The sequence below is a fragment of the Fibrella musci genome, from assembly GCF_041321105.1.
Taxonomy (GTDB): Bacteria; Bacteroidota; Bacteroidia; order Cytophagales; family Spirosomataceae; genus Fibrella; species Fibrella musci.
On the sequence record NZ_JBGGWD010000003.1, the window covers coordinates 218,783 to 244,348 of the forward strand.

The 25,566-nt window shown below is 58.9% G+C and carries 18 protein-coding genes; 9 read left to right on the forward strand and 9 right to left on the reverse strand.

Annotated elements, in window-relative coordinates; all coding sequences use genetic code 11:
* Nucleotides 1-11 precede the first annotated feature (11 nt).
* The 3 genes from ACAW74_RS10800 to ACAW74_RS10810 all read left to right on the forward strand — a co-directional run bounded on the left by ACAW74_RS10800 (nucleotide 12) and on the right by ACAW74_RS10810 (nucleotide 3,117).
* Nucleotides 12-521 (forward strand): hypothetical protein, encoded by a 510-nt coding sequence (locus ACAW74_RS10800; RefSeq protein ID WP_370698210.1) that lies wholly within the window; start codon nucleotides 12-14, stop codon nucleotides 519-521.
* 134 nt (nucleotides 522-655) lie between these two features.
* Nucleotides 656-1,996, forward strand: a complete 1,341-nt coding sequence (locus ACAW74_RS10805; protein ID WP_370698211.1) for a sensor histidine kinase — start codon at nucleotides 656-658, stop codon at nucleotides 1,994-1,996.
* Nucleotides 1,997-2,133: 137 nt separating this feature from the next.
* The gene (locus ACAW74_RS10810; protein ID WP_370698212.1) at nucleotides 2,134-3,117 is read left to right on the forward strand and encodes a c-type cytochrome; all 984 of its coding nucleotides are present in this window, start codon (nucleotides 2,134-2,136) and stop codon (nucleotides 3,115-3,117) included.
* A gap of 76 nt (nucleotides 3,118-3,193) precedes the next feature.
* Here the strand turns inward: ACAW74_RS10810 and ACAW74_RS10815 are convergent, their stop codons facing one another.
* The 3 genes from ACAW74_RS10815 to ACAW74_RS10825 form a co-directional block, all read right to left on the reverse strand.
* Nucleotides 3,194-3,580 (reverse strand): VOC family protein, encoded by a 387-nt coding sequence (locus ACAW74_RS10815; RefSeq protein WP_370698213.1) that lies wholly within the window; start codon nucleotides 3,578-3,580, stop codon nucleotides 3,194-3,196.
* 45 nt (nucleotides 3,581-3,625) lie between these two features.
* On the reverse strand, nucleotides 3,626-4,009 hold the full coding sequence (locus tag ACAW74_RS10820; protein WP_370698214.1) for a helix-turn-helix domain-containing protein: 384 nt from the start codon (nucleotides 4,007-4,009) through the stop codon (nucleotides 3,626-3,628).
* A gap of 72 nt (nucleotides 4,010-4,081) precedes the next feature.
* Nucleotides 4,082-4,639: a dihydrofolate reductase family protein gene (locus tag ACAW74_RS10825; protein ID WP_370698215.1), complete on the reverse strand. Its 558-nt coding sequence runs from the start codon at nucleotides 4,637-4,639 to the stop codon at nucleotides 4,082-4,084.
* Between the two features lie 193 nt (nucleotides 4,640-4,832).
* Here ACAW74_RS10825 and ACAW74_RS10830 point away from each other — a divergent pair, with 193 nt between their 5' ends.
* Nucleotides 4,833-6,269, forward strand: a complete 1,437-nt coding sequence (locus ACAW74_RS10830) for an arylsulfatase (protein WP_370698216.1) — start codon at nucleotides 4,833-4,835, stop codon at nucleotides 6,267-6,269.
* 24 nt (nucleotides 6,270-6,293) lie between these two features.
* Nucleotides 6,294-7,892, forward strand: coding sequence for a glycoside hydrolase (locus ACAW74_RS10835; protein ID WP_370698217.1), 1,599 nt, complete (start codon nucleotides 6,294-6,296; stop codon nucleotides 7,890-7,892).
* Here ACAW74_RS10835 and ACAW74_RS10840 read toward each other — a convergent pair whose 3' ends face one another.
* The 5 genes from ACAW74_RS10840 to ACAW74_RS10860 all read right to left on the reverse strand — a co-directional run bounded on the left by ACAW74_RS10840 (nucleotide 7,893) and on the right by ACAW74_RS10860 (nucleotide 13,592).
* Nucleotides 7,893-8,867, reverse strand: coding sequence for a formylglycine-generating enzyme family protein (locus ACAW74_RS10840; protein WP_370698218.1), 975 nt, complete (start codon nucleotides 8,865-8,867; stop codon nucleotides 7,893-7,895).
* Between the two features lie 70 nt (nucleotides 8,868-8,937).
* A complete protein-coding gene (locus tag ACAW74_RS10845; protein WP_370698219.1) occupies nucleotides 8,938-9,786 on the reverse strand; it encodes a hypothetical protein in 849 nt (282 codons plus the stop codon).
* Between the two features lie 101 nt (nucleotides 9,787-9,887).
* A complete protein-coding gene (locus ACAW74_RS10850) occupies nucleotides 9,888-10,445 on the reverse strand; it encodes a DUF4256 domain-containing protein (protein WP_370698220.1) in 558 nt (185 codons plus the stop codon).
* 73 nt (nucleotides 10,446-10,518) lie between these two features.
* Nucleotides 10,519-13,134, reverse strand: a complete 2,616-nt coding sequence (gene rph, locus ACAW74_RS10855) for a rifamycin-inactivating phosphotransferase (protein WP_370698221.1) — start codon at nucleotides 13,132-13,134, stop codon at nucleotides 10,519-10,521.
* A 2-nt stretch (nucleotides 13,135-13,136) separates the two neighbouring features.
* On the reverse strand, nucleotides 13,137-13,592 hold the full coding sequence (locus tag ACAW74_RS10860; protein WP_370698222.1) for a MarR family winged helix-turn-helix transcriptional regulator: 456 nt from the start codon (nucleotides 13,590-13,592) through the stop codon (nucleotides 13,137-13,139).
* A 289-nt stretch (nucleotides 13,593-13,881) separates the two neighbouring features.
* On the opposite strand from ACAW74_RS10860, the gene ACAW74_RS10865 reads away from it, so the two are divergent.
* The 3 genes from ACAW74_RS10865 to ACAW74_RS10875 all read left to right on the forward strand — a co-directional run bounded on the left by ACAW74_RS10865 (nucleotide 13,882) and on the right by ACAW74_RS10875 (nucleotide 20,928).
* The gene (locus ACAW74_RS10865) at nucleotides 13,882-18,795 is read left to right on the forward strand and encodes a glycoside hydrolase family 9 protein (protein ID WP_370698223.1); all 4,914 of its coding nucleotides are present in this window, start codon (nucleotides 13,882-13,884) and stop codon (nucleotides 18,793-18,795) included.
* Nucleotides 18,796-19,040: 245 nt separating this feature from the next.
* Nucleotides 19,041-20,015 (forward strand): NADP-dependent oxidoreductase, encoded by a 975-nt coding sequence (locus ACAW74_RS10870; protein WP_370698224.1) that lies wholly within the window; start codon nucleotides 19,041-19,043, stop codon nucleotides 20,013-20,015.
* 4 nt (nucleotides 20,016-20,019) lie between these two features.
* Entirely contained in the window at nucleotides 20,020-20,928 is a 909-nt protein-coding gene (locus tag ACAW74_RS10875; RefSeq protein ID WP_370698225.1) for a helix-turn-helix domain-containing protein, read from the forward strand.
* A 107-nt stretch (nucleotides 20,929-21,035) separates the two neighbouring features.
* On the opposite strand, the gene ACAW74_RS10880 is transcribed toward ACAW74_RS10875, so the two are convergent.
* A complete protein-coding gene (locus tag ACAW74_RS10880; protein WP_370698655.1) occupies nucleotides 21,036-23,543 on the reverse strand; it encodes a phosphocholine-specific phospholipase C in 2,508 nt (835 codons plus the stop codon).
* 303 nt (nucleotides 23,544-23,846) lie between these two features.
* Between ACAW74_RS10880 and ACAW74_RS10885 the strand changes: the two genes are divergently transcribed.
* Nucleotides 23,847-25,517 carry a carboxylesterase/lipase family protein gene (locus tag ACAW74_RS10885; protein WP_370698226.1) on the forward strand — a complete coding sequence of 557 codons (1,671 nt, stop codon included), beginning with the start codon at nucleotides 23,847-23,849 and terminating at the stop codon, nucleotides 25,515-25,517.
* Nucleotides 25,518-25,566: the final 49 nt, after the last annotated feature.

The following is a 25,566-nucleotide window of genomic DNA, read 5'->3' on the forward strand; positions in this document are numbered from 1 at the left end:
CAAGTACACTCATGACACGTTTCTTTCGCTCCGCCCTCCCCTTCCTGCTCGGCCTGCTGGTATCGGTAACCGCCTGTAAAAAAGGCGAAACCGATGTTGTACCCGGTCCGGGCGGCGGCAACAACGGTAATACAACCGCCGCCTTTGTAGGCGTTCGCTGGCAGATGGCTAGCTTTGAACTCGACCCGCCCATGGACCTCAATGGCGACGGTGTCGTTGATAAAGACCTGCTGGCTTTTTTGCGCGCCTGCGACCGTGACGACACCGTCACCTTTCAGAAAGGAGGCAGCCTGGCTGGCGATAGTGGCGCTTTGACCTGCAACGACGAGCCCGCCCCCGGCAAACCCGGCTCCTGGACCTACGATGAGGCTACTAAAAAGCTGAAAATCATCGACGGTGACGACGGTACCACTTCGGAATGGACGGTGCTGGAAGCGTCGAACAAAGTATTGAAAGTGAAAGCTACGATGGTGGAAGACGGGCAAACCCTCACGACCATCATCACCTGGAAAGCGGTTTAACCCCGGCCTGACCAGCCTAAACCGAGCCGGAGACCGCGCCGAAGCCACCTGATGGGCACCGGCACGGTCTCCGCCGCCATTTGGTATATTGGCGGTTCATCAACTCATCTGTTTCACCAAACCCGCACCCCGGCATGACCTTCGAAACCTGGAATGATCTGTTCGTTGGCATGATTGTATCGATGTTACTGTTGAATGTCGTTCAATGGTCGATCTACCGGGAGCGTATCTATGGGCTTTACACGCTCTACATGCTGGTTTGGCTCGTTTTCTTCGGAGCCCGCATTCCGGTTATCGATACGCAGTTGTCGGTCCCGGTCACGCTGTTTATCAAGGCCTGCGTGCCGTCGATCGGGTATTTTATCTATTTCGATTTTGCCGATGCCTTCATTCAGGTACGTCGGCGACTGCCACGCCTCTTCCGGCTCTTTCAGACGGCCAAAACCCTGATTGTCGGCTACCTGATCATTCAATTCTGGGCGCTGTTTGTGAGTACGGTCTGGCAACCCGGCCGCTTCAACGGGGTGCACACGGGCATGCGGGTGCTGCTGGCCGTGCTGGCGATTTACGGCATCATCAACCTGTTCAGGCTTCGAACAACGGCCACCCGCTATTTCGTAACGGGATCGTCGTTTCTGGTCGTGGGTGGGCTGGCGTCTATGGTGCTGACGTTCATGTACCCCGTCACGCCCGACGAGGCGCCGTTCTGGCATGCCCCTCTTTGCTGGTTTCAACTGGGCATTCTGGGCGAGTTGCTTTGTTTCGGGCTAGGCCTCAACTACCGGCAACGGCAGGCAGCGGTTACCAGTGCCCTGATTGCCCAGGAGCTGGAACAGGAACGCCAGAACCGGCACCGCGAACAGCTCGAAAGCCGGCTGGCCGTGCAGCAACTGCAACAGGAGATGCTGGAGGTGCAGATGCGGGCGTTGCAGGCTCACCTCAACCCGCATTTTCTGTTCAACTCCCTCAACTCGCTCTCGTCGTTGATTGCCGAAGCTCCGGCGCAGGCCGAGGCTTTCGTCGACGAGCTTGCCAGCGTATACCGGTACATCCTTCAGACCAACGCGCAGGAGCTGACCGCACTCGACAACGAACTCCAGTTTATGGATTCGTATTACCACCTGCTCCAGACGCGCTACACCCAGGGCATTCAGCTTCAGATGCACATCGACGACCATTACCGACACTACCTCATTCCGCCACTCACGCTGCAACTGCTGGTGGAGAATGCCGTCAAGCACAACGCCATTCTGGCCGACGCCCCGCTGGTGATTGGCATCTACACCAACCCGCAGGCGCAACTGGTGGTGCAGAATACGCTGCAACGCCGCCACGTGAAGGTGTTGAGCAACGGCGTGGGCCTGAGCAACATTCTGGTCAAATACCAGATGCTGGGGCAGCCGGTGCCGGTGATTGAAGAAGCCAACGGCCAGTTTGTGGTAACCCTGCCGCTCATCGAACCACCCGCTCAGTAAGCGACGTACCCAACGGTTCCGCAAGCCCGCCATGACGCTTCATGGCGGGCTTTTGTCGGTTCAGCCGGTTTGGCATTGGCCGGGCGCCTGAGCCCGGCGAGTTTTGCCACGTAAGTCCTCAAACAACAACTACGACAATGAAAAAAGTGATGAAGATCGTGGGCCTCGCGCTGGGCGGGGTCGTGATCGCGGTGGCTGGTTTTTGCGCCTACGTGGCCATCACGGGCGTACCCACCTACACGCCGCCCGCCGTTCCGGCTATCTCGGTCGAGGTAACACCCGCCCGCGTGGCCCGGGGCGAAGCAATCGCCAGCATTCAGTGCATGAGCTGCCACGCCAATCAGGAAAACCGCCTCACCGGCAAATACATGGCCGAAGTACCGGCGCTGTTCGGCAAGATTTATTCCAGAAACATCACGCAGGATAAGGTTCACGGTATCGGCAACTGGTCTGACGGCGAACTGCTTTATTTCCTGCGGACGGGCATCCGGCGCGACGGTTCGTATGCACCCGTGATGCCCCAATACCCGAATCTGGCCGACGAAGACCTGATGTCGATTGTGGCCTGGCTGCGCTCCGATCGGTTTCCGGTGCAGGCCACTGCGCAGGAGCCACAGCCGTCGCAGCTGAGCTTTGTTACGACACTGCTGACCCACACCCTGATGAAGCCTCTGCCTTACCCGCAAACAATTATTGCGCGCCCCGACACCAACGACCTGGTCGCGCTGGGTAAATACACCGCCGACGCGTTCGGCGACTGCTACGCCTGCCACTCGGCCGACCTCATCGATCAGGACAAGGTAACGCCGGCGAAGACCAAAGGCTATTATGGCGGTGGTATCGAGATGGTCGGCGAGGGTGGTCAGAAAGTGGTCACGGCCAACCTGACGTTCGACGAGAAGACCGGGATCGGCAAAAAATACAACAAAGAGCAGTTTATCCGCGCCGTCCGCAACGGGGTTCGTCCCGACGGTAGCATCCTGCGCTATCCCATGGAGCCCAAAATGGGCCTGTCGGAGCACGAAGTGGGCGCCATCTATGAATACCTGAAAACGGTACCGAAGATCCACAACGACATCGCCCAGAAGAACGCGGCGATCCAACTGGCCGAACGACAATAAGCCGCCACGCCTGCACCCCACAGCCCCGCTATCAGCAACAAAAGCAGGGTTGTGGGATGCTGGGTACGTTGGTACATTACAGCGTCTGCGCGAGTTGAATACGATTCCCGCAGGTATCGTCGAAAACCGCCAGCCGCACCGGACCCATCTGGGTAGGCGGCACACTAAACACCACCCCGAGCGCTGACAGCCGCTCGTAGTCGCGCTGCACGTCGTCTACAGCAAAGACCGTCAGCGGAATACCCGCCTCATACAGGGCTTTCTGGAAGGTTTGAGCAGGCTCGAAGTGGGTAGGTTCCAGTAGCAGTTCAACGCCGTCGGGTCGGTCGGGCGACACAACCGTGAGCCAGCTGGCGTCGCCAAGCGGGATGTCGCGTTTTTTCTGAAAGCCCAGAATATCGGTATAGAAAGCAAGCGCTTTGGCCTGGTCATCTACCAGTAGGCTGGTTACGTCGATGCGCATGGGGTTTGGTCTGTTTCCGGCAAAATTGCGCCGTCAGGCCCACGTTTATTTCTTCATTCTTGCTCTTTTCAACGTACCTGGCGACCGGCCCGTCCGCTTTTTCACCAGTGCGCTGAACGTACTCAGGCTCTCGTAGCCAACGGCCTCGCAAACCTCCGCCACGGGCCGGTCGGCGCTCAACAGGCGCCGGGCTTCGGCTATGCGTTTGTCGGTCAGGTAGTGCAGCGGCGTCAGCCCGTAGTGGCGTTTAAACTCGCGGTTGAAATGGTAGGGCGAGCAGCAGGCCGCCGCGGCCATATCGGCGAGGGTCAGGGGCTCGGCAAAGTGGGCGTCGATAAACTGCCGCGCCCGCACGATCCGCGCCGTCTGCCCGGCGTTGGCGTAGAGCTGTTGGGTCAGTTTGACGAGTTGATCCGTATAAAACGACATGGGTTAAAGCTACGTAGTATCCACCACAGTTAGTCGCCTTGCCGCAGTTTCAGGTACGTTCCCTGTAGCGCGTTATTCGCTGCGTTTGGGCTGGTAGTGCAGCACCACGATCCCGCACGCAAAGGCTACGGACTTCACCAGGGTTAGTGCCTGCGTGGTGTTCAGCCCGCCAAACACCGCCATGCCGTTGCCGATGGCGGCCGGGTTGACAAACAGATGCAGTTCGTCGATCAGCCCAGCCCGAATCAGCGACGCCACGAACGTACCGCCGCCATAGGTGATCAGGTCGCCGCCGGGTTCGTTTTTGAGCGCGTTGATTTCAGTGGTCAAATCGCCTTTAGCCAGCCGGGTGTTTGCCCAGGGCGAGGTGTCGAGCGTTTGGGTGAAAACGACTTTGGGCGCGTTGTTGAACAGGTCGGCGCCGGGTTCGTCGGGGTGGGCCGCCCAGTGGGGGATGAAACCCTGCGCCAGATTCCGTCCCAGCAGAATGGTATCGACCGGTGCCGACAGGTCGGCTACGTACTGACCGATGTCGTCGGTCCAGGGAAAGGTCATCCAATCCATTTCACCGTTGGGCCCGGCCATGAAACCATCGACCGTTACCTGTACCTGCAATTTGAGCGTGCGCATCTTCAATTGATTTGTTGTTTGTTGCTGCAAACCTACAACGCCAACGCCACAGCCAAAAGGGGCCAGAATGACAACCAACGGGGGGCCGCGTGCCGACCGGAACGTACCCTGCGCCCTTACCTCATCCGTAGGTATTGCCCGCCGTCTGCTTTTAGGTAAGCAGTCGGACGGCGATTGCCGTTAGCGAATGATTATGAAAGCATTAGGGTTCGCGCTCCTTATAACCAGCCTCGGACTAGGCCTTTTTCAACACTGTTCGTCAGTAAAAACGACGGCAGCGGCCACCAAAACACCGCCAAACATCATCGTTATCCTGGCCGACGATATGGGTTACGGCGACGTGGGCTGCTACCGGGCGGCCAGCGCCGGACCCGCGCTCATCCAGACGCCCAACCTCGACCGCATGGCGGCGCAGGGGATGCGCTTCACCGATTTCTACACGGGCAGCACGGTCTGCGCTCCCTCGCGCTGTGCACTCATGACGGGGCAGCACACGGGGCATACCCAGATTCGGGGCAATGGCGAGAAACCCCTCCGGCAGGAAGACGTCATCATTCCCGAGCTGCTCAGAAAAGCCAATTACACCACCGGTATGTTTGGCAAATGGGGGCTGGGCATGCCCGACACCGAGGGCGCGCCGCACCGCAAAGGATGGGATGCATATTTCGGTCACGTCAATCACGAGGAGGCGCATTTCCAGCAGCATCCGTTTCTGTGGCAAATCAAAGACGGCGCTACCGTGAAGGTGGAGCAGCCCGCCGGATCGTATAACAACGAGGCCTTTACCCAACAGGCACTGGCGTTTCTGGATCGGCAGACGACGAAACCATTTCTAATGTATCTGGCCTTTACGCTCCCCCATGCCGAGCTGCACACCCCCGACAAGTACCTGAACCAGTACCGGGATGCGAGCGGCAAAAGCCGGTTTCAGCCCGAAAAACCCTGGCCGGCGGGTCGCCATTATGGCGAGCAGCCCGAACCGAAAGCCGCTTACGCCGCCATGGTCTCGCAGATCGACGAGTATGTGGGGCAGGTGCTCGAAAAACTCGACCAGAAAGGGCTGGCCAACAACACGCTGGTGCTGTTTGCCTCCGACAATGGCACGCACATAGAGGGCGGACGTACCCAGGAAGACGTCAGCTACATGCAAAGCTCGGGACTACTGCGGGGCGTCAAACGTGACATGTTCGACGGGGGTATCCGTACGCCGTTTATTGTGCGCTGGCCCGGTCGGGTCAAAGCGGGGTCGACCACGGCGTTTGTGGGCGCTTTTTACGACATCCTCCCCACGTTCTGCGAACTGGCCAACACGCCGCCCCCCGCCCGCATCGACGGTATTTCGTTTGTGCCGACGCTGTTGGGGCGAAAAAACCAGCCCGCGCACCCTTACCTCTACTGGGAATTTATGGAGCGAGGCTTCAGCCGGGCCGTGCGCAGTGGTTCGTGGAAGGCCGTAAGTCTGGAGCCTAAGCGAGGGCAGGAGACCTTTTTCCTGTTCGACCTCAGCCGGGACATTGGCGAACAAACGAATGTGGCCGCTCAACACCCCGACGTTGTGGCTACGATGCGCCGGTACATGACCGAGGCCCACGTGCCCTCCCCACTGTTTCAACCCAACTACGGTAAGTAAATCATCCGCTGACCATCTCTCCATATGACTCAACGACATACCCTTCGCTTATTTTTCTTTAGCTTTCTGCTCGTAATCAGCCAGTTCGGGCTAGCCCAGTCATCCGCGCCAGCCCAGCTTGTGGTTCGGCTTGACCCTCGCCAGGTCTACCAGACCATGCACAGTTTTGGCGCGTCGGATTGCTGGTCGGCGCAGTTTGTGGGCAAAAACTACCCACTGGCCAAACGCGAACAGGTGGCCGACTGGCTCTTCAGTATGGACGTCGATCGGGCGGGTAATCCCAAAGGTATCGGCCTGTCGCTGTGGCGGTTCAACATTGGCGCGGGCAGCACCGAGCAGGGCGATTCGAGCGGTATTCGGAGTCCCTGGCGCCGGTCGGAGTGTTTTCAGCAGCCCGATGGTTCGTACGACTGGACCAAACAGGCCGGGCAGCAGTGGTTTATGGAGGCGGCTCACCGTCGCAAGGTGCCCTACCTGCTCGGCTTCACCAATTCGCCCCCGGTGCAGTTTACGGCCAATGGCAAAGCGTATGCCTCAGGTACGTTGGGCGACTATAATTTTAAGCGGCAGCGCCTGGGTGACTACGCCCGGTTTTTGGCCGACGTGACGCAGTATTTCGACAAAAAGGGACTCACTATGCAGTACCTGAGCCCGTTCAACGAACCACAATGGGACTGGGGCATCAAGAAAGGGCAGCGGATGGCTACGCAGGAAGGCACGCCCGCCACTAACGTCGACATGGCCGAGTTGACCCGTGCGCTCAGCCGCGAACTGAGCACCCGCAAGCTGAACACCCGCCTGACGCTGGGCGAAGCCGGGCAGCTCAATTACCTCTCGCAAAGCGGCACTAATCGCAGCCAGACGGGGCAGGATAATGTGGCTGAGGCGTTCTTTTCGCCCCGCAGCCCGGCCTACATCGGTGACCTGCCCAACGTGGAGAAACTCGTCTGCGGGCATAGCTATTTCACGACCTCCCCAACGAGTCAGTTACGATCGGTGCGGCAGCAGCTGGACGCTAAGTTGACGCAGGTGGGCGTCGGTTTCTGGCAGTCAGAGTATTGCGTGTTGGGCGACAACGCGGGCGAGATCGACGGCAGCGGGCGCGATCTGGGCATGACCACCGCCCTCTACGTGGCGCGCGTGATCCACGCCGATCTGACGCTGGCCAACGCGACGTCGTGGCAATGGTGGCTGTCGATCAGTGCCAACAATTACAAAGACGGACTGGTCTACCTGGAAAATGGCGGTAAGATGGGCGAAAACGGTCCGAATCAGCTCGACGGCGACGTGCTCGCGTCCAAGACGCTCTGGGCGCTGGGCAATTACGCACGCTTTGTGCGGCCGGGTATGGTGCGCATCGCTGCGCAAACCAACGTACCTGACAGCGCCGATACCAGCCCCCTGGTATCGGCCTACCGTAGCGCCAATGGCAACCAACTGGTGGTGGTGCTGGTGAACCCCGGCGACGCCCGTGCCCTGAGGCTGGAAGGCCTGAGTCGGCAGCCGGGACAGGTGGCGGTCTACGAAACCACCGATACCGCCGATTTACGCAAACGCACGGCCTCACTCGGTACGCTCACGCTGGCGGCCCGGTCGGTCACGACGATTACGCTGATGCGCTGATCAGAGGTCTTTGACGCAGCGGAAACCCACGTGCATGAGCCCCGTTTCGGCCGTACTCCCCGACCGCCCCGACACCCGGTAGCCGTGGCACCAACCCGGCTCGCACAGGTAAGAGCCGCCCCGCTGCACCCGCTCGGTGGCTTCGGTAATGCGTACCGGCACCTGTCCCAGCAGGTCGGCGTAGGGCACTTTGGGATCGTCGCACCACTCCCACACGTTGCCCGACAGATCCGACAGCCCAATGGGCGATGTCCCGAACGTACCTACCGGCGCGGCGCGGTGGAAGCCATCGCTCACCTCGTCATGGTCGGGGAATTTGCCGTTCCAGGTGTTAGCCAGGAATTTACCGTTGCGGCTGAGGCTGTTGCCAAACGGGTAGAGCGTGGTGCTGTTGGCTCCGTTGCGGGCGGCGTGTTCCCACTCGATCTCGTGCGGCAGGCGCTTGCCCGCCCACTTGGCGTAGGCCTGGGCGTCGTTCCACGACACCTGCGTCACGGGCATGTTATCGGCTGCGGGACCCGCCTTGGGCCCATAGGGGTATTGCCAGTTGGCGCCCTTGACCAGTTCCCATTCTTTGGTGGTATCGTTGAAAACGCCGCCGTCGCCAAATCCTTCGGTCTGCGTCTTGAAACCCGTTGCCTGTACAAACGCCCGAAACTGCCCCACCGTCACCTCGTGCTGATCCATCAGAAACGGCTTAACCAACACCCAGAAAGTCGGTTTCTCCTGCTCCAGCCCCTCGTCTGAGCCGATGCGCGTGTAGCCGCCGGGTACGTAGACCATGCCTTCAGGTACGTTGCCGGGCGGCCGATTTACCGGCGCAGGTTTGGCCTCGGGTTTAGACGCAAACACGGTGATCGTGGGCGCAAAGGCAAACTGTTTCGGCGCGTCGGGCTGACAGGCAACTCCAACCAGCCCGATCAGGCCCGTTGAGGCCACCCGTTTCAGGATGATACTTGTTGATACTAACGGCATATGTACTAAAGCCGGTTGGGGCAGCGGCCTAATCCAGCCTGGCTGAAAAATACGGCGGGCCAACCGGCTGCTAGCCGTGTGTTGTGGGGGTTTCAGCGACAACATCGTCCGCTCGGTCGTCGGCCGGCTGCCGTTCGTAAACGATCGTCAGATTAAGCTCGAAGGCCGGAAAGGCCACCGCCATAAACCAGTCGCGGTTGACGTTTGGTAGCCGGGCAGCGACCGTCTCCATAAATTTCATGTGGCCAGCTGTTTGGTCGTTAATGACCACAAACGAGTCGGACAGGTGAATCTCGATAACAATACAGTCGACAGTATACAGGTCCAGCTTATACGCCCGGATCAACGTGATGTCGGCCCAGTTGATCTGTCGGGTCTCCTCCTCGAGCTGCACCGTAAAGGCGTTGTCGCCGTAGGAGAAAGCCCCGTCCTGATAAGCGGGCAACTCGGACTCCGGGGTGTTGCTGACCTGCTCAAACAGGTCGTCCAGGTTCCACGTATCCGAAAGCCAGATGCAGGGATGATCAAGGCTTACGGCTGCCCCCACAAGCCCCAACAGACTAACCGACGCCAGTACCAGCCCGTTGGTTCGACTGGTCGCGTCGAACGTTAACATCAACCCACCAACCAGAAAGAAGCAGGCAGCCACCATACTGGATACCATAAAGAACGACGAAACAGGTAGCCGGACCAGCCTGTCACGCTTCCGAACTTTCTTGTCGGCCTTAAAGACGATGGTTTTGTTGAGCAGGAACCCGGCAAATACCAGCGACGGTGGGCCAAATAGCCACAGAACGACGGTGTTCTGATACACGCGCTGCTGGCCTCCCACCCACAAGTCGATCAGGGCAACCAGCGTAAAGGCCATACAGGGCCACAGCAGGCATTGGGTCAGTTGTCTGGACAGCGGAACTCGCACAGGTTACTAATTTGCGCCAAACTTACACACAAGTAAGTAATATATACATAGTGCAGTTTTCGCGTTTTACCCATCCATGCTTCAGCAGCCCTTTGTCTGGTTTAGACCCGCAGTGCGCCCCGAAACGCACGGGCAGCGTAGTACGACGAAGCGCCGTTGTGGTACACGAAGACCGTATCGTAGCGAAAATCAGCGTAGAGGGCCCCACCCAGTTGCCTGATGGCAGCGGGTGTTTGTAGCCAGCTCGACGTCTTCGCATCGAATTGGCCGAGCGTCTGTAGTTCGCGGTATTGGGCTTCCGTCAACAGCTCGATACCCATTTCAGCAGCCATCCCGACGGCGCTATGCTCTGGTTTGTTTTCTTTCCTCGCTTCCAGCGCGTCGTGGTCGTAACAGAGGCTGCGGCGGCCTTTGGGGCTTTCGGCCGAACAGTCATAAAAAATGTATTCGCCCGTGCGTTCGTCATGTCCCACCACGTCGGGTTCACCGCCGGTCTGCTCCATCGCCCGCAGCGACCACAGCTTGTCGGAGTTCGCGGTCAGTTTGGCGGCTACATTCACCCAGTCGAGCTCAGTGTGGCGTTTTTTGTTTTTCTCGAAGCGGGTCTTCAACGTCTCAATGAGTTCAGCGCGCTCATCGGCCAACAGTTCTTTTGCCATAGCGGGGGCGTTTACAGGGCTTATTGTTTCTGCGATCTAGTAAGGCGGGTTAGCGCACATCCTACGTACCTGTTCACAAAATTTCAACGTACCCATCCGTGCCGTTCAGCCGAATGCGTTGCCCGTCGCGAATCCGTTTCGTGGCATTGTCTACGCCGACGATAGCGGGCAGGCCGTATTCACGGGCAATCACGGCGCCGTGAGTCATCAGACCGCCCACCTCGGTAATCAGGCCTTTTATGGTAACAAACAAAGGGGTCCAGCTTGGATCGGTGAAGGGCGTAATCAGGATATCGTCTTCGCCCAGATCCGCCTCTTCCAGGCTCAGCAGCACACGGGCACGCCCCTCTACTACACCCGCCGACACCGCCAGCCCGACAATCGCCCCGACTGGTAGCTTATCACGCCGGTACTGCCCCGTCAGGATTTCCCCCTCCGACGTGATCACCCGGGGTGGGCTCAGTTTCTCAAAGCGTTTGTAGTCGGCTTTTCGCTGGTCAATCAGGGCGTAGTCGACCGTCTGGGTACGTATCGCGTCGGCTAGTTCGTCGAACGTGAGGTAGTAGCTGTCTTCTTTGTCGGAAAGGACACCCAACTGCCGCAGTCGCTCGGCTTCCCTAAGCAACGCCTGTTTATACACAAAGTAGCGACTGATGATGTCGTATTTGGGGTATTCGCGATAGCCGCTCAGGTTGCGGACCAGGTCGATCATGCGCTTAGTTTCGGCCGCCTTTTGGGTTCCGTCGGGCAATTGGATCAGCCGCTCCAGCAATGTCCGTTCCTTGGTCAGCGCGGCCTGTCGCCCCTGCTCGAATTTCCGCTTCCCGGCATTCGGTACCATCTTGTCGATATTGTTGAGAATCAGGGGCACAAGCGTATCGGGGCGTTCGCTCCACCGGGGTTTGGTGATATCGATCTCACCGGCACAGCGCATGCCGTAGTTGGCCAGATACCCACAGATCGCCCCGCGGGCCACCTGCCCACCGGCCAACATCGGTAGGTCATCCAGAAACGTATGGGGCAGGTTTTCCCGTTTCAAAAACTCGATGACGTCCGGATAAGGGCGAATCGCGTCGGCTACATCCAACAGGGCCAACCCCATTTCCGACGTAACGTTGTTCTCGACCGATTGCGTGAGGGTGTCGGCTACGTTTTTTTCGCCCAGCCACGCCGCCACGTTTTCGTTGATCCACAAGGCCGCGTTCATCGCCGTCATGATCACCCCGAAGCTTTGCGATATGCTGCGCTTCACGGCACCGATGTCGTCCCGGATCACGTCGATCACGGCTGGTCCCGATTTTGTCTGGATAGTTTGTTTCAGGGTAGCTATGGCCGCCCGACTGCGCTGGATCAGGTCAGCCACGATGGCCGGGTCGTAGTCTTTCAGCGTCTGATAATCGGGCAGCGACGCCTTCGGCTGGCTATCGGCCGCGTTTGGTTCGCTGTCAGGCAAAGTTGGAATGAGATCACCCCGCTCCACCAGGGTCGTCAGGGCGTCGCTGATGAGTGGATCGAACCGCCCCAGCACATTCAGGATGTTTTGCCGACCAGCCGGCGAAGCCAGCATCGGGGCCACATCCACAAATAACCGGCCGCCGGCGGTGTGCATCGGCGCGTTTGCCATGAACTGCCACGACGACCAGCCCAAGGGCTTCATGGCGTCGGTCATCATCTGCTGGTGCCCAACCGATATATAGACGTGGTTCTTACCGTCAGCGGCTTCCGGGATCGGGTACAGCGTCGTGATGGGTCGGCTCTGAACGACGTAGACGGTATCATCCATCAGGCACCATTCGATATCCTGGGGGCTACCAAAATGAGCTTCGATCTGCCGCCCGATGCGCTCCAAGCGGATGGCCTGCTCGTCGGTAAGCGCCGGGTGCTGTTGCTGCTCAGGAGCAACCGGCTGCTGTTCTGTACCGCCCCTATTTACCGCGCAGATAGCCATTTTCTTGGCGGCGATCTGCCGGTCGATCACCTGGCCGTTGCGCACTGTATAGGTATCGGCATTCACCAGGCCAGACACCAGCGCCTCGCCCAGCCCGAAACTGGCATTAATGGACACCACCTTCCGGTTCGACGTAACGGGGTCGGCCGTAAACAGAATACCCGCAACCTGCGGGAAAATCAGCTGCTGAACCACCACCGCCAATTGAACGCCCCGGTGATCGATGTCATGCTGCATTCGGTAGATGACGGCTCGCTCGGTAAACAGCGACGCCCAGCATTTACGGATATGCGCCAGCACAGCCGCTTGTCCGATGATGTTCAGGTACGTATCCTGCTGACCGGCAAACGAAGCCGTGGGCAAGTCTTCGGCCGTGGCGCTGGACCGCACCGCAAAGGCTTGCTGCTCGCCGAACGGTTCGAGACAGCTGGCTATCGCCTCCTGAAGGGCCGACGGTATAGCGGTGTCCTCGATCTCCTCGCGAATCTGGGCGCTCAGGCTCGCCAGCGGGGCGCGGTCGGCTACCGTCAGCCGAGCCAGTTGGTCGAGTAACGCGCTGATCGACGGGGCCTGTTCGATGATGAGCCTGTAGGCGGCGGTCGTCACGCAAAAACCGGCCGGCACGTGGATGCCGTCGATCCGGGCAAGCTCTCCAAGGTTGGCGCCCTTCCCGCCGACAAGCGCTCCTTTCGTTTGATCAACAGCCTGAAAGCCAAGCACCAGCGAATCCATTGTATCCATATTTATTGCTCGTTGAGTGTCTGGGTTGTTTCGTCCATGATGGCGATGGCTTTCCGAAAGTAGGTTTCCAGCACGGCGATTTCATCGGGTGAAAACGAGGCTAGCAGGTCGGCCGACTTCGCCCGAAAGTCTTTATAAAGCGGCACCAACAGCGCCATGATCGTTTCGGTATTCGGGACGATGATCACCTTGCGCCGGTCGCCCTCGGCCAGTTGTCGGCTCACTAGCTGCTTCTTCTCAAACCGGTCAATCAGGCCGGTTACGGCGCCGGTTGTCAGCCCGGTGAGTGTGGCCAGTTCACCGGCGGTCATCTGCCCTTTCTCGATTAGAAAACCCAGGTATTTGTGATCGGTGCCCGACAGCCCCGCTTTTCGGCCAATGGCTTCGTGCATCTGAATTGAGGTGTAAGCATACTGCTGACTCAGTTTCCTTACGCGATTGGCCAGATCATCTCCCATTTATCTTGTTAGCTAAATATCTTAGTTACAAAGATATTTAAAAGTGGGTGTAACTTCCAACTCATCCTGATTAACCGGATCGGTCGTGAGGCCAGTGTGCTGGCCAGAGCTTACCACGCAGGGGCTCGTTTAATCGCCTTTGCCAACTCAACCATCACTTCTGCCGCTTCATCCGTCTCGTGCCGGGTCAGATGATGGGGTCGCCATAGGTTTGTCCGCGCGCTTTGGCCTCGGAAGTTGCGCTGTTCACTACTAACGCCCGTTCGGGGCGCGGGCCTTCCTATCTTTTATGAAACAGGTTAAACAACAAATCACATGGACACTGGTGTGGCTGCTGCTGGCTTACCGAAGTCTGGCCGCACCACCCGGCACCACGGCCTTTATCCGGGTCGATCAGTTCGGGTATTTGCAGAACGCCCGCAAAGTGGCTGTTGTCGTGAGTCCGCAGGTGGGTGCCAATGCCGGTACGCCCTTCAACGCCAGCACCGGCGCCAACCAATATCAGGTACGTCGATGGACCGACGATGCCGTGGTCTTTTCAGGTACGTTGCAGGTCTGGCGCGATGGCGTCACGCAGGCGCAATCGGGCGACAAAGGCTGGTGGTTCGACTTCTCGTCGGTCAACGCGCCGGGGTCGTATTATGTCTTCGATGTGGGCAACAACGTCGGGTCGTACCGGTTCGAGATTGGCGACAACGTGTATGATCAGGTGCTGAAAGCGGCCATGCGGACGTATTTCTACCAGCGGATTAATTTTGCCAAGCAACCGCCTTACACCGACGCCAAATGGGCCGACGCCGCCACGCACGAGTGGCCGCGCCAGGATCGGCAAGCCACCAGTCGCTACGCCAAGGGCGATATGAGCACGGCCAAAGACCTGCACGGCGGCTGGATGGACGCGGGCGACATGAACAAGTACGTGACCTTCGCCGAGGAACCCGTAGCGCTGCTGCTGGAAGCGTACCGGCTCAACCCGGCCGTATTTGGCGATAATTTCGGTATACCCGAATCGGGCAACGGTATCCCCGACGTACTCGACGAAGTAAAATGGGAGCTGGATTTTATCCGGCGCATGCAGGACGCCACCGGCACGGGCGGGCTGCTGCTGAAAGTGGGCGTCGATAACTACGACGAAAGTGACCGCAACGGGGGACTGCCGCCCAGCGCCGACAAACGCCCACGCTATTACCTGCCCGAATGCACGTCGTCGACGCTGTCGGGTGCGGCTATGTTTGCCGTGGCGGGGGCGGTGTACCGCAACACGCCGAGCCTGGCCACCTACGCGCAGGACCTGATTGCCCGCGCCGAGCAGGCCTTCAACCGGGCCCACGTGACGACGGCCAATTTTACCAGTTTCCAGACGGAATGCGATGACAAGGATATTCGGTCGGGCGATGCCGACAAACCGGCGTCTATTCAACGGCAGTCGGCGCTGGTCGCGGCGATTTATCTGTTTGAAGTAACGGGCAAAGCGGAGTACAAGGCGTTTGTCGACGCCCAGTATAATCAGATCGGTCCAATGGCGGATCAGTGGTGGGGCCCCTACCTGATGCACGTGCACACGGCGCTGCTGCGCTACGCCGCCAATCCGGCCGCGACACCGTCGGTCGCCTCGGCGATCCGCACCATGAAAAGTCAGCAGAACAGCGTGTTGTCGATCAACGATTATGCGGCTAAAACGGACCTGTACCGGGCCTATATGGCCGATGCGCAGTACCATTGGGGCAGCAATCAGGTACGTGGCAACGCGGGTGTAGCCAACCTCGACTTTGTGAATTTCAACGTGAATACCAGCAACAAGGCGCTGTACCGCGAGGTGGCCGCCGAGTACCTGCATTGGTTTCACGGGGTCAACGCACAGGGTAAGGTTATGCTGTCGAACATGGGAGCCTACGGCGCCGAAGCGTCGATGAACGAGATCTACCACACCTGGTTTCAGCACGGCACCGACTGGGACAACGCCCTCACCTCGCCCAAAGGCCCCGCGCCGGGGTACGTGCCGGGTGGCCCTAACCACCTCAATCAGTATGACGGCACGGAAAGCTACCTGCGCAATGAGCCGCTGCAAAAGCGGTATAAAGACTGGAACACGGGATGGCCCGAAAACTCGTGGGTCGTTACCGAAGTCGCCATTTACAACCAGGCCCCGTACATCAGCCTGCTTAGCCGCCTGATGATGCCGTCATCGGACCCCACCGATACCGAACCACCCACCACCCCGACCAACCTGGTGGCGTCGGAACTGTCGCCTTACTCGGTGAAACTGGCGTGGACCGGCTCAACCGATAACCGGGGTGTGACGGCCTATGAGGTGTACCAGAACGGCACCAAACTCACCGAAACGACAGAGACGAAGTTGAGCCTCAACACCCTGTCGCCGAGCAACAGCTACACGTTCACCGTGAAAGCCGTCGATTTTTCGGCCAACCGCTCGAACGCCAGCAACGCCGTAACGGTAAACACGCCCGCGCCCAGCCCAAACGATTTCATCCTCTACGGCGACGCGCTGAAGAACACCATTTCCGACTGGTCGTGGAACAGCACCAATAACCCGAGCAACACCGATCCGGTGAAGCTGGGGCAGAAATCGCTGAAGGTCAACGTAACGACGGCCTGGGGCGGGCTTAGCCTGCGTAACAGCGACACGCTGAAAACGGCTACCTACCCCGGCGGGCTGCAATTCTGGTTTTACGGCACCGACAAACGGGTGCGAGTCGCCATGAGTCAGGTCGACACCGGCCCGACGTCGGATTTTTACACGATCACTGCCGAACCGAACACCTGGACGCTGGTGCGGATTCCGTGGAGCGAATGGGGGAACCCCGCCAAGGTGCAGCGGATTTCGATGACCGACGGATCGGGCGGGGCGCAGAGCTTCGTTGTCGATGACATCCGGCTCGTAGCCGGTGCCGATACGCCCGACACGCAGGCCCCCACAGCCCCCACGAGCCTGACCAACAGCAACGTGACTGCCACCAGCATGCGCCTAACCTGGACAGCATCGACAGACAACGCTGGCGCCGTCACCTACGAGGTATTGAAGGGCAACACGGTCATTCTGAGCAACGTTACGAGCACGTCGGTCGATCTGACAAACCTGACCTGCAACAGCCTGTACGAGCTGACCGTTCGCGCCATCGATGCGGCCGGGAACCGATCGCCCAACAGCAATACGATCTGGGTGATGTCGGCCAGTTGTACGTATACCGACAATCAGGCACCGACGATCCCGACGAATCTAGCCGCCAGCAACGTAACGACTACGGGGCTGACGCTCACCTGGGCCGCATCGACGGATAACGTGGGCGTGACAGGCTACGCCGTATACCAGAACGGCACGCTGATCAACGCCAGTGTCTCGGGTACGTCGCTGACAGTGAACGGGCTGGGGTGCAACACGTCGTATACGTTTACGGTGCTGGCGAAAGACGCGATGGGCAACCGATCGGCCCAGAGTGCAGCCCTGCCGGTAACGACCCCGGCCTGCGCGCAAACCGATACGCAGGCGCCCACGGCCCCAACGAACCTGGCGACGAGCAACGTGGGCCTGACGGGCCTGACACTCACCTGGACGGCATCGAGCGACAACGTGGGCGTTACGGCCTACGAGGTGTTGCAGGGTAGCACGGTTGTGGGCAGCGTCTCAGGTACGTCGTTTGCCGTATCGAATCTGACCTGCAACACGGGCTACACGTTCGCAGTGCGGGCCAAGGATGCGGTGGGGAATGTATCGGCCAACAGCAACACCGCCACGGCGACGACCACCGCCTGCCCGCCGCCTGTACCATCAGGCAGCGAGGTGATTTACGACGAAGCGCTGAACACCAACTGGCAGGAATGGGGTTGGTCGGTCAGTTCAAACTACGCCAACACCAGCCCGGTGCAGGTGGGGCAAAAGTCATTGGCCGTCAACTATACCGACGGTTGGGGCGGCTGGGCCATCACGCGTACCACGCCGTTCATCCCGACCCCGCAAACGACGATCCGGTTCTGGCTGTACGCCACCACCAACAAGACCATCGGCGTTTGCACCAGTTCAGAAAATGAAGGCGGCCTCAGCCCGTATGTGTCGTTCAGGCCAACGCCCAATACCTGGCAGGAGGTGGTGATTACGATGCCACAGCTGGCCAATCCGGCGAAGATCAAGCGGTTGACTATCCAGTCGCAGGAACCGGGTGTCAATCTGATCTACGTCGATAACGTCCGGCTCGAAGGGTCGTTCAACGTATCGGTCAGCAACGTCACCGCCACCAGCCTGCGCCTGACCTGGCCAACAATCGACAACGCAGCACGCTACGAAGTCTATCAGAACGGCACGCTGCTGAACGGGACGGTATCAGGTACGTTGCTGGACGTGACGGGCCTCACTTGCGGCACGGGCTACCACTTTGCCGTACGCGCCACCGACGCAGCGGGCAACGGGCTGGTGACGAGCGTGCCGCTGAGCGTATCGACCGCCTTCTGCGCGGGTTCATCGACCGTGGAGCTGATTTATGACGACGCGTTCAACCCCGGCTGGGACGACTGGTCGTGGGGATTGGCCAGAAACTACGCCAACACCAGTCCGGTGAAGGTGGGCCAGAAGTCGGCCGCACTGACGTTCGATGGTTGGGGAGCCTGGTCGATTTTTCGCAAAACGGCGCTGCCGCTTTCGGCGCAGAGCACGATCCGGTTCTGGCTCTTTCCGACGACGAACAAAACCCTGACGCTGACTACCTACGCCGAAAACGACAGCCAGGCGAGTCAGCCGTACACGCTCCCGCTGACGCCGAATGTGTGGCAGGAAGTGGTGGTAACGATGCCGCAACTGGGTAACCCGACGCGCCTCAAGCGCCTGGTCGTCAACATGCCTACGTCTGGTCCGAACCCGGTTTATCTGGATCATGTCCGGATCGAAACGCCGAACGGCGCGGCACGGATGGCCGCTTCAGCAGCCGAATTTCCCGCCGACGGCCGAATGACCCTCAGCCCGAACCCGACCGACGGTCCTGTTCGTGTACAGGTGCTGACAGATGCCGCTGAGGCCGCTACCCTGTCAGTGCTGAGCCTGACAGGTACGTTGGTTTCGAGCCAATCGGTGCAGGGGCAACCCGGCCTGAATAAGTACTCGCTCGACCTGTATCAGCAGCCCTCAGGTACGTATCTGGTGCAGTGGCAAACCGCCACGAAACGGCTCGTACAGCGGCTGGTGCTGGTGCGCTAACTTATGTCTACCCTGCCTGTAACCCCGGTTGGGGTTGCAGGCGGTTCTTTTCGTAAGAAGTGACTCTGGTATACAGGCCGACTAATGTTAGCCGGCCTGTATGTTTAGGCAGCCAGGCTACCGAACAGGCTATTCCAAAACAAGGCTTACCGGCTGTTTTGGCTAAGACAAAGGGCATTCTTACTAAATCGGTTGTTGACTGATCACTGACCTTTGCAGCATCAACCAATGAAAAACGATTTAGTATGAAAGCGATTCGAGTTCATGAATTTGGCGGTCCTGACGTAATGAAGCTGGACGAGATCGAACGGCCCGTTCCGGCACCCGACGAACTCTTGATAAAAGTCTATGCCAGCAGTGTCAATCCGGCCGACTACGTCATTCGTCAGGGTGGCAACGAAGCCCTACGGTCATACCTGACATTACCATTGGGCCTGGGTCTGGATGTGGCTGGTGTCGTTGAGGAGATCGGCAGTGCGGTAACGACGTTTAAAAAAGGCGATAATGTGTACGGCGTCCCGAATTTTCCCGGCGACGGTAGTTACGCCGAATACGTTGCGGCCAAAGCCAGTCAGTTCTGGATTATGCCCAGCCACATCAGCTTCAATGAGGCTGGCGCGCTTCCTTCCTGTGCCCTGATCGCCTGGAATGGCATCGTCGATACGGGCAAAGTAAAACCGGGGCAGCGGGTACTGATTCACGGGGCAGCGGGCGGCGTAGGTAATCTGGCGGTGCAGTTTGCCAAAGCAATGGGCGGCTATGTGATTGGAACGGCATCAGCTTATAACGCTGATTTTTTGAAGGAGCTGGGAGCCGATGAGGTGATTGATTACCGCAACCAGCCCTTTGAAGACCTGTTGCACGATGTGGATGTGGTATTCAATGCCTCGCCCGTTCGCGATGAGAGCGTCAGGTTGAAGTCGGCAGAGGTAATCAGAGCGGGCGGTATCTTTGTGTGTACCCACCTGGATGAGCCCTTCTCGGATGCTTTTTTGGCGGCGATGGCCAAAAAGAATGCCAAGGCTACGATGGTTGGCGAAGGCAGTATAACCGCCTACACATCCTCACTGGATGGCGTCACTCAGCTCATCAACGAGGGTAAAGTAAGAGCCGTTGTAAGCCAGGTATTTCCCCTGGAGAAAGTGGCCGAGGCTCACCGCCAGAGCGAGACCAAACATGTGCGCGGTAAAATTGTGCTGGAGATACAGAAAGAAGACTGACCCGATGAAACGGTTTAAAACGATCAGTGAGTTTCATGAATTCAGGCAGTTGCCTAAACCGCTGCATCCGCTCATAGGCCTTATCAATGTGGGCGATGTGAAGGAGTTGCATCACGACGAACCGACGAGTCTGGTCTTTGACTTTTACAGCATTTCGCTGAAACGGGTAGCCAATGTAGCGCTGAAGTACGGGCAGCAGCCGTTTGATTTCAATGAAGGTGTGCTGTCGTTTGTAGCCCCCGGTCAGGTCATCCGGCTCGCCCTTGTCGACGACCAGAAAGCCTTGAACCAATCAGGATGGATGTTAACCATTCATCCTGATTTTCTGTGGAATACGTCGCTGGCCAAAACCATCAGGCAGTATGATTTCTGGAGCTATGCCCTGCATGAGGCCCTGTTTTTGTCGGAGAAAGAAGAAGCTTTTCTTAATCAGATTATTCAGACCATTCAGCAGGAATACAACGCCAACATCGACCGTTTCAGCAAGCCGATCATTATAGCGCAGCTGGAAACGATGCTGACTTATTCGGATCGATTTTATCATCGGCAATTCATCACCCGGGAGAAAGCGAACCACCAGATACTGGATCGGCTGGACGCATTGCTGAATGCTTATTTTGACAATGACTCGCCAGACAAAGGCGGGTTGCCATCGGTACAATCCGTGGCCGACCAGTTAACTGTTTCCCCAAAATACCTCAGTAATCTGCTCCGCACGCTGACGGGACAAAACACCCAGCAACACATTCACGATAAGCTGATCGACAAAGCCAGGGAGAAACTCTCAACCACCGATCTGTCGGTGAGCGAAATCGCGTATGCGTTGGGCTTCGAGCACCTGCAGTCGTTCAGCAAACTGTTCAAGACCAAAACCAGCCTCTCGCCTTTGGCCTTCAGGGCGTCTTTCAATTGACGGTTTGGCCTCGCCCGCTGTCGGGCGCTCGCCGACGCCGGTTAACGGCCTGTAGCCTAGCTGCCCAGGTACGTATGGACCGGCTGTGCCTCCAATCGACCTAGGTTCTAGCTCAGAAGCGGATCGCTGACACTGCTGTTGCCCGTTTCGATGCGTCCGGCGTAGCGTTGCTCAAACGTGGCGTCGCCCACCACCCGGATGCTGACATCGTACCAGCCGCCACTCTTCGACACGGCCAGTTTGAGCGTCGTTTGCCCCGTTTGTTCACCAGCCGGGCGCAGCACCTGCCGTTGCGTCGGGTAGCCATAGGCGTTCGACACCAGCTCGACGGTTACCGGCTGGGTACGTTGGTTCGTCACCCGAATCAGCACTTCGGGCGTGGAGCGGCTGGCCGATACGGCTTCGTCGCAGTGGATCGATACGTTCTTCGAGTCACCCCCGCCAGCAAACTCGCGGAAGAAGCCATTCGGGCCGTACACCCGGAACAGGTACGTTGCGCCTTCGGCTACAGGCCATAAGTCGGTGAGTTGATCACCGGGTTTGACGGCGTAATTCCGCACCGCATGATCGGCCATGTTGTACACCATAAACGGTGCGCCCGCCGTGCTTTTTCCGAAGCGATCCGTTTTGGCGGCAAATGTCAGGCGGAATTGCCCGTCGGCCGTCAGTTGGCCATCCACGCGCAGGTCGTAGGGCAGGGCGCAGGCGGGGCGGCTTCCTTTTTCCTGCCGGGCCATCAACGCCGCACTGTTCTGCCCTTTATTGAGGCGAGCGATTTCGTCGGGCGACAGCGCACGGAAGTTGGCCGGTGCCTCTTTGAATTTGGCTTTATGGATGCTCTCCACGAAGGTGTCTTTCGGCACAAACGTCGGCAGCTTGATCGGCTCACCCCCATACGGCCGGAATACCGACGTCAGGTCGCCGCAGACCGTGCGCCGCCAGTCACTGATGTTGGTTTCGCGAATGGACTTACCCGTTTTGTGGCTCAGGAAACCTTCCAGAAACTGAAGCGTCGAGGTGTGGTCGAACACCTGCGAGCAAACGTACCCACCCCGGCTCCAGGGCGAGGCCACCACCAGCGGCACCCGGTAGCCCAGCCCAATGGCACTGGCGCGGGCGCCTTTTTCGGGCTGACTAACAGGCCGGTTCAACTCCTGTTCCATGCTAACGTGTTCCGTGCGCGTGTCGATACCGGCCGAGGTCAGGCCCGTGTCGCGGCGGCCGGGATGGGGCGGCACAAAGGGCGGTACGTGGTCGAAATAGCCGTCGTTTTCGTCGTAAGCCAGAATGAAGATGGTCTTTTGCCACACCTCCGGATTCTGGGTCAGGATGTCCATCACTTCGGATACGTACCACGCCCCATACCAGGGCGCACCGGGGTGGTCGGAGAAGTTTTCGGGCGCCACCAGCCACGATACGGTGGGGAGTTGCCCGCTTTGCACGTCGGTCCGGAACTGATGCAGCACGTCGCCTTTGGGCACGGCTACCTCGCGCGCTTCGCCCCCCTCCCGATACGACAGGCTGGCCAGTTCGCGGTAGTGCGGGTCGTTGGTGTTGGTGGTAAAGGCTTTCTGATGCAAGGCTTTCTCCCGTTCCGGCAGTTGTTCGAACCGATCGGCCTGCCATTGGTCGCCTTCCGCCGTCAGCAGGGCCAGCTGGTCTTTCTTCTGTTTCAGCGACCGCCGTAGTGCCTTGCCTTCTTTGGTGCTCTCGGGCAGGGTAGGCAGTTGCTGTTCCAAGGCGCCGATTTCGGCCGGTAGCTGCTGGAGCCGCGCCTGCCGGAAACGCTGGTAATTGGCCGAAAACCGCACGTTATACTGCGTGAACCATTCCAGCGGGTTATCGCTGAAATTGGCCAGCCAGGCCTCTTCGTCGCCCGACAGGCCCGTCGACAGGTTGATCTCGTTCTGGTAGATATGCCACGAAATGCCGTTGGCTTCCAGCCGTTCGGGAAAGGTGGACCAGCTGGCTGGTTTGTCGTAGTCCAGTTCTTCGTTCCGTACCCGCGCCGGGGCGTTTTCGTCTTCGCGGATGGTGCCGCTCCAGAAATACAGCCGGTTGGGGGTTGTGCCCGTCAGCGACGAACAGAAATTCTGATCGCAGACCGTAAACGCATCGGCCAGGGCGTAATAAAACGGAATGTCGGCCCGGTCGTAGTAGCCCATCGTGAGGGGCATGTGCGCGTATTCGGGGTGGCCCGAGGGCTTGGCATCGAGCCAGCGGTCGCATTTCCCCTCGTTACGGGCGTCGACCTGATTGGCCCACGAATGGGGCAGCGAGCTCATCCAGGTGGCTTTGGTCTCCCACATATTCAGCCGGAACGGGGCAAACGTCTGGCCGGCGGCGTTGGTCTGTAGCCACACCTTGTTTTTGTTGGGCAGCGTAATGGCCCGCGGGTCGTTGAAACCGCGCACACCCCGCAACGCGCCGTAGCAGTGATCGAACGAACGATTCTCCTGCATCAGAATCACCACGTGCTCAGCATCCAGGTACGTAGTGCCCGGCTTGGGCGCAATGGCCAGGGCTTTCTGAATAGAAGCGGGCAGGCCGTCGGGCAGGCTGGCACCGCCCGCCAGCAGGGCCGCTTTCTTAAGAAATTCGCGTCGGGTATCCATCATGCAGGGGTTATGCAGGAGCAACCACAAACCTACAGCTTACCCGCATTCGTTGTCGGCCTCGCGGGGCGGTTTCTCCCGTAGTTTAACAATTTCATGATAAACGCCCAGTCGCCATTGGGCCGGGCATCGGTCGGGGCATTTGTTCGCCCAAACGGGTTCAGCATAACCGGTTATAGGCCTGGGCTTTTGGCGTATTCAATTGATCGCTGGCGGATAGTAAAAAGACATGATCTCCGCTCTTTAGTAACCAGCTCGCTCATTGAACGTCAGCTTATTCTAAACCGTTGATCACCGTTACTTATGAACGCATCAAGACGTAATTTTTTACAGTCGCTGGGTGTTAGCGCCGCCGCTTCAGCGACGGGGTTAGGCGTTGCGGCGCCCACTCTGGCCGCTGGTACGCGCCCGCCCAAAGCCGCTAAGCCCACCGCCGACGAGCAGGTGTTGTTTGTCGGTGATACCATCGCCATTGCCAACACCGAGTATGGCAAGGTCAGAGGGTTTATTCTGCGCGGTATCCATCAGTTTCTGGGCATCCCGTACGGTGCCGACACGTCGGGCAAAAACCGGTTTATGCCCCCGCAAAAGCCTACACCCTGGACCGACGTGCGCCCGGCGCTCTGGTGGGGCAACTCGGCCCCGCAGATCATGGAGAAGCGCTACGCCAATCCATACGCCTCGTTTGTCGACCACTGGAACTACGACGACGTATCGGAAGACTGCCTCAAACTAAACGTCTGGACGCCCGCGCTCGACACGCAGAAACGCCCCGTGATCGTGTGGCTACATGGGGGCGGGTTTACCAACGGCAACGGCATTGAGCAGGACGGCTACCATGGCGAAAACCTGGCCCGGCTGGGTAACGTCGTATTCTGCTCGCTCAACCACCGGCTGGGGCCGCTGGGCTACACCCACCTGAAAGCCGCCGGTGGGCACCCGGCCTCGGGCAACGTGGGGAATCTGGACATGGTGGCCGCGCTCGAATGGGTGAAGGCCAACATCGCCAATTTCGGCGGCGACCCCAACAACGTCACGATCATCGGGCAGTCGGGCGGGGGTGCCAAAGTAACGAGCCTGATGAACATGCCCTCAGCCAAAGGCCTGTTTCACAAAGCAGTGGCTCTCAGCGGTAGTTCACTATCGGGCACCAACAATGAATACGCCGAGAAACTGGGTCTGAAGGTGATGGAAGAAGCCGGGCTGAAGCCGGGCGACATCGACAAGCTCCAGCAGATTCCGTGGCGGGAATACATCGACATTGCCAACCGGGCCGCCGACAAAATGGCCGCCGAAGCCCGGCGGCTCAACCTGCCGCGCGGTGGATACGCCCCCGTATCCGATGGCACGTACCTGAACGGCGGTACTTTCTTTACCGACGCCAATCAGTTCTCGGCCAACATCCCCTTGCTGATCTGCTCGACCTTCCACGAGCAAAGCCCCAGCCGGACCGATGCGGCCCTGGAACGCATTTCGCTGGATGAGGTAAAGGGGAAAATAAAACCCCGCTTCGGCGACAAATCGGGCGAGATTGTAGAGGCGTACGCCAAGAATTTCCCGAAGGCACGCCCCATCGAAATCTGGGCGCTGATTATGTCGAACCGGAAAAATGCCATCGCTACCGCCGACGCCAAAGCAGCGCAGCAAAAAGCGCCCGTTTACGTAGCCTGGTTTGGCTGGCAACCGCCGCTGTTCGATGGCCGGATGCGAGCCTTCCACTGCGACGACATCTGCTTCTGGTTTTACAACACCGATCTGATGCTGACGCACACGGGTGGCGGCAAACGCCCCCGCGCGCTTTCGGAAAAGATGGCCAATTCGTTCCTGAACTTCGCCAAAACGGGCAACCCCAACGGCGGTGGCCTGCCCAACTGGAAGCCCTACACCAGCCAGAACGGCGAAACGATGGTGCTCGACGACGCGCCCATGCTGGTAAACGACCCTGACCGCGAAGCCCGCAAAACGCTGGCCTAGCCAACCCAATTGAAAACGCCTTTTTGGAACGTACCCAGCCGATTGCCAG

Coding starts and splice junctions, on each gene's coding strand:
- ACAW74_RS10800 (WP_370698210.1), top strand. CDS start 12: ATGACACGTTTCTTTCGCTCCGCCCTCCCCTTCCTGCTCGGCCTGCTG.
- ACAW74_RS10805 (WP_370698211.1), top strand. CDS start 656: ATGACCTTCGAAACCTGGAATGATCTGTTCGTTGGCATGATTGTATCG.
- ACAW74_RS10810 (WP_370698212.1), top strand. CDS start 2,134: ATGAAAAAAGTGATGAAGATCGTGGGCCTCGCGCTGGGCGGGGTCGTG.
- ACAW74_RS10815 (WP_370698213.1), bottom strand. CDS start 3,580: ATGCGCATCGACGTAACCAGCCTACTGGTAGATGACCAGGCCAAAGCG.
- ACAW74_RS10820 (WP_370698214.1), bottom strand. CDS start 4,009: ATGTCGTTTTATACGGATCAACTCGTCAAACTGACCCAACAGCTCTAC.
- ACAW74_RS10825 (WP_370698215.1), bottom strand. CDS start 4,639: ATGCGCACGCTCAAATTGCAGGTACAGGTAACGGTCGATGGTTTCATG.
- ACAW74_RS10830 (WP_370698216.1), top strand. CDS start 4,833: ATGAAAGCATTAGGGTTCGCGCTCCTTATAACCAGCCTCGGACTAGGC.
- ACAW74_RS10835 (WP_370698217.1), top strand. CDS start 6,294: ATGACTCAACGACATACCCTTCGCTTATTTTTCTTTAGCTTTCTGCTC.
- ACAW74_RS10840 (WP_370698218.1), bottom strand. CDS start 8,867: ATGCCGTTAGTATCAACAAGTATCATCCTGAAACGGGTGGCCTCAACG.
- ACAW74_RS10850 (WP_370698220.1), bottom strand. CDS start 10,445: ATGGCAAAAGAACTGTTGGCCGATGAGCGCGCTGAACTCATTGAGACG.
- rph (WP_370698221.1), bottom strand. CDS start 13,134: ATGGATACAATGGATTCGCTGGTGCTTGGCTTTCAGGCTGTTGATCAA.
- ACAW74_RS10860 (WP_370698222.1), bottom strand. CDS start 13,592: ATGGGAGATGATCTGGCCAATCGCGTAAGGAAACTGAGTCAGCAGTAT.
- ACAW74_RS10865 (WP_370698223.1), top strand. CDS start 13,882: ATGAAACAGGTTAAACAACAAATCACATGGACACTGGTGTGGCTGCTG.
- ACAW74_RS10870 (WP_370698224.1), top strand. CDS start 19,041: ATGAAAGCGATTCGAGTTCATGAATTTGGCGGTCCTGACGTAATGAAG.
- ACAW74_RS10875 (WP_370698225.1), top strand. CDS start 20,020: ATGAAACGGTTTAAAACGATCAGTGAGTTTCATGAATTCAGGCAGTTG.
- ACAW74_RS10880 (WP_370698655.1), bottom strand. CDS start 23,543: ATGGATACCCGACGCGAATTTCTTAAGAAAGCGGCCCTGCTGGCGGGC.
- ACAW74_RS10885 (WP_370698226.1), top strand. CDS start 23,847: ATGAACGCATCAAGACGTAATTTTTTACAGTCGCTGGGTGTTAGCGCC.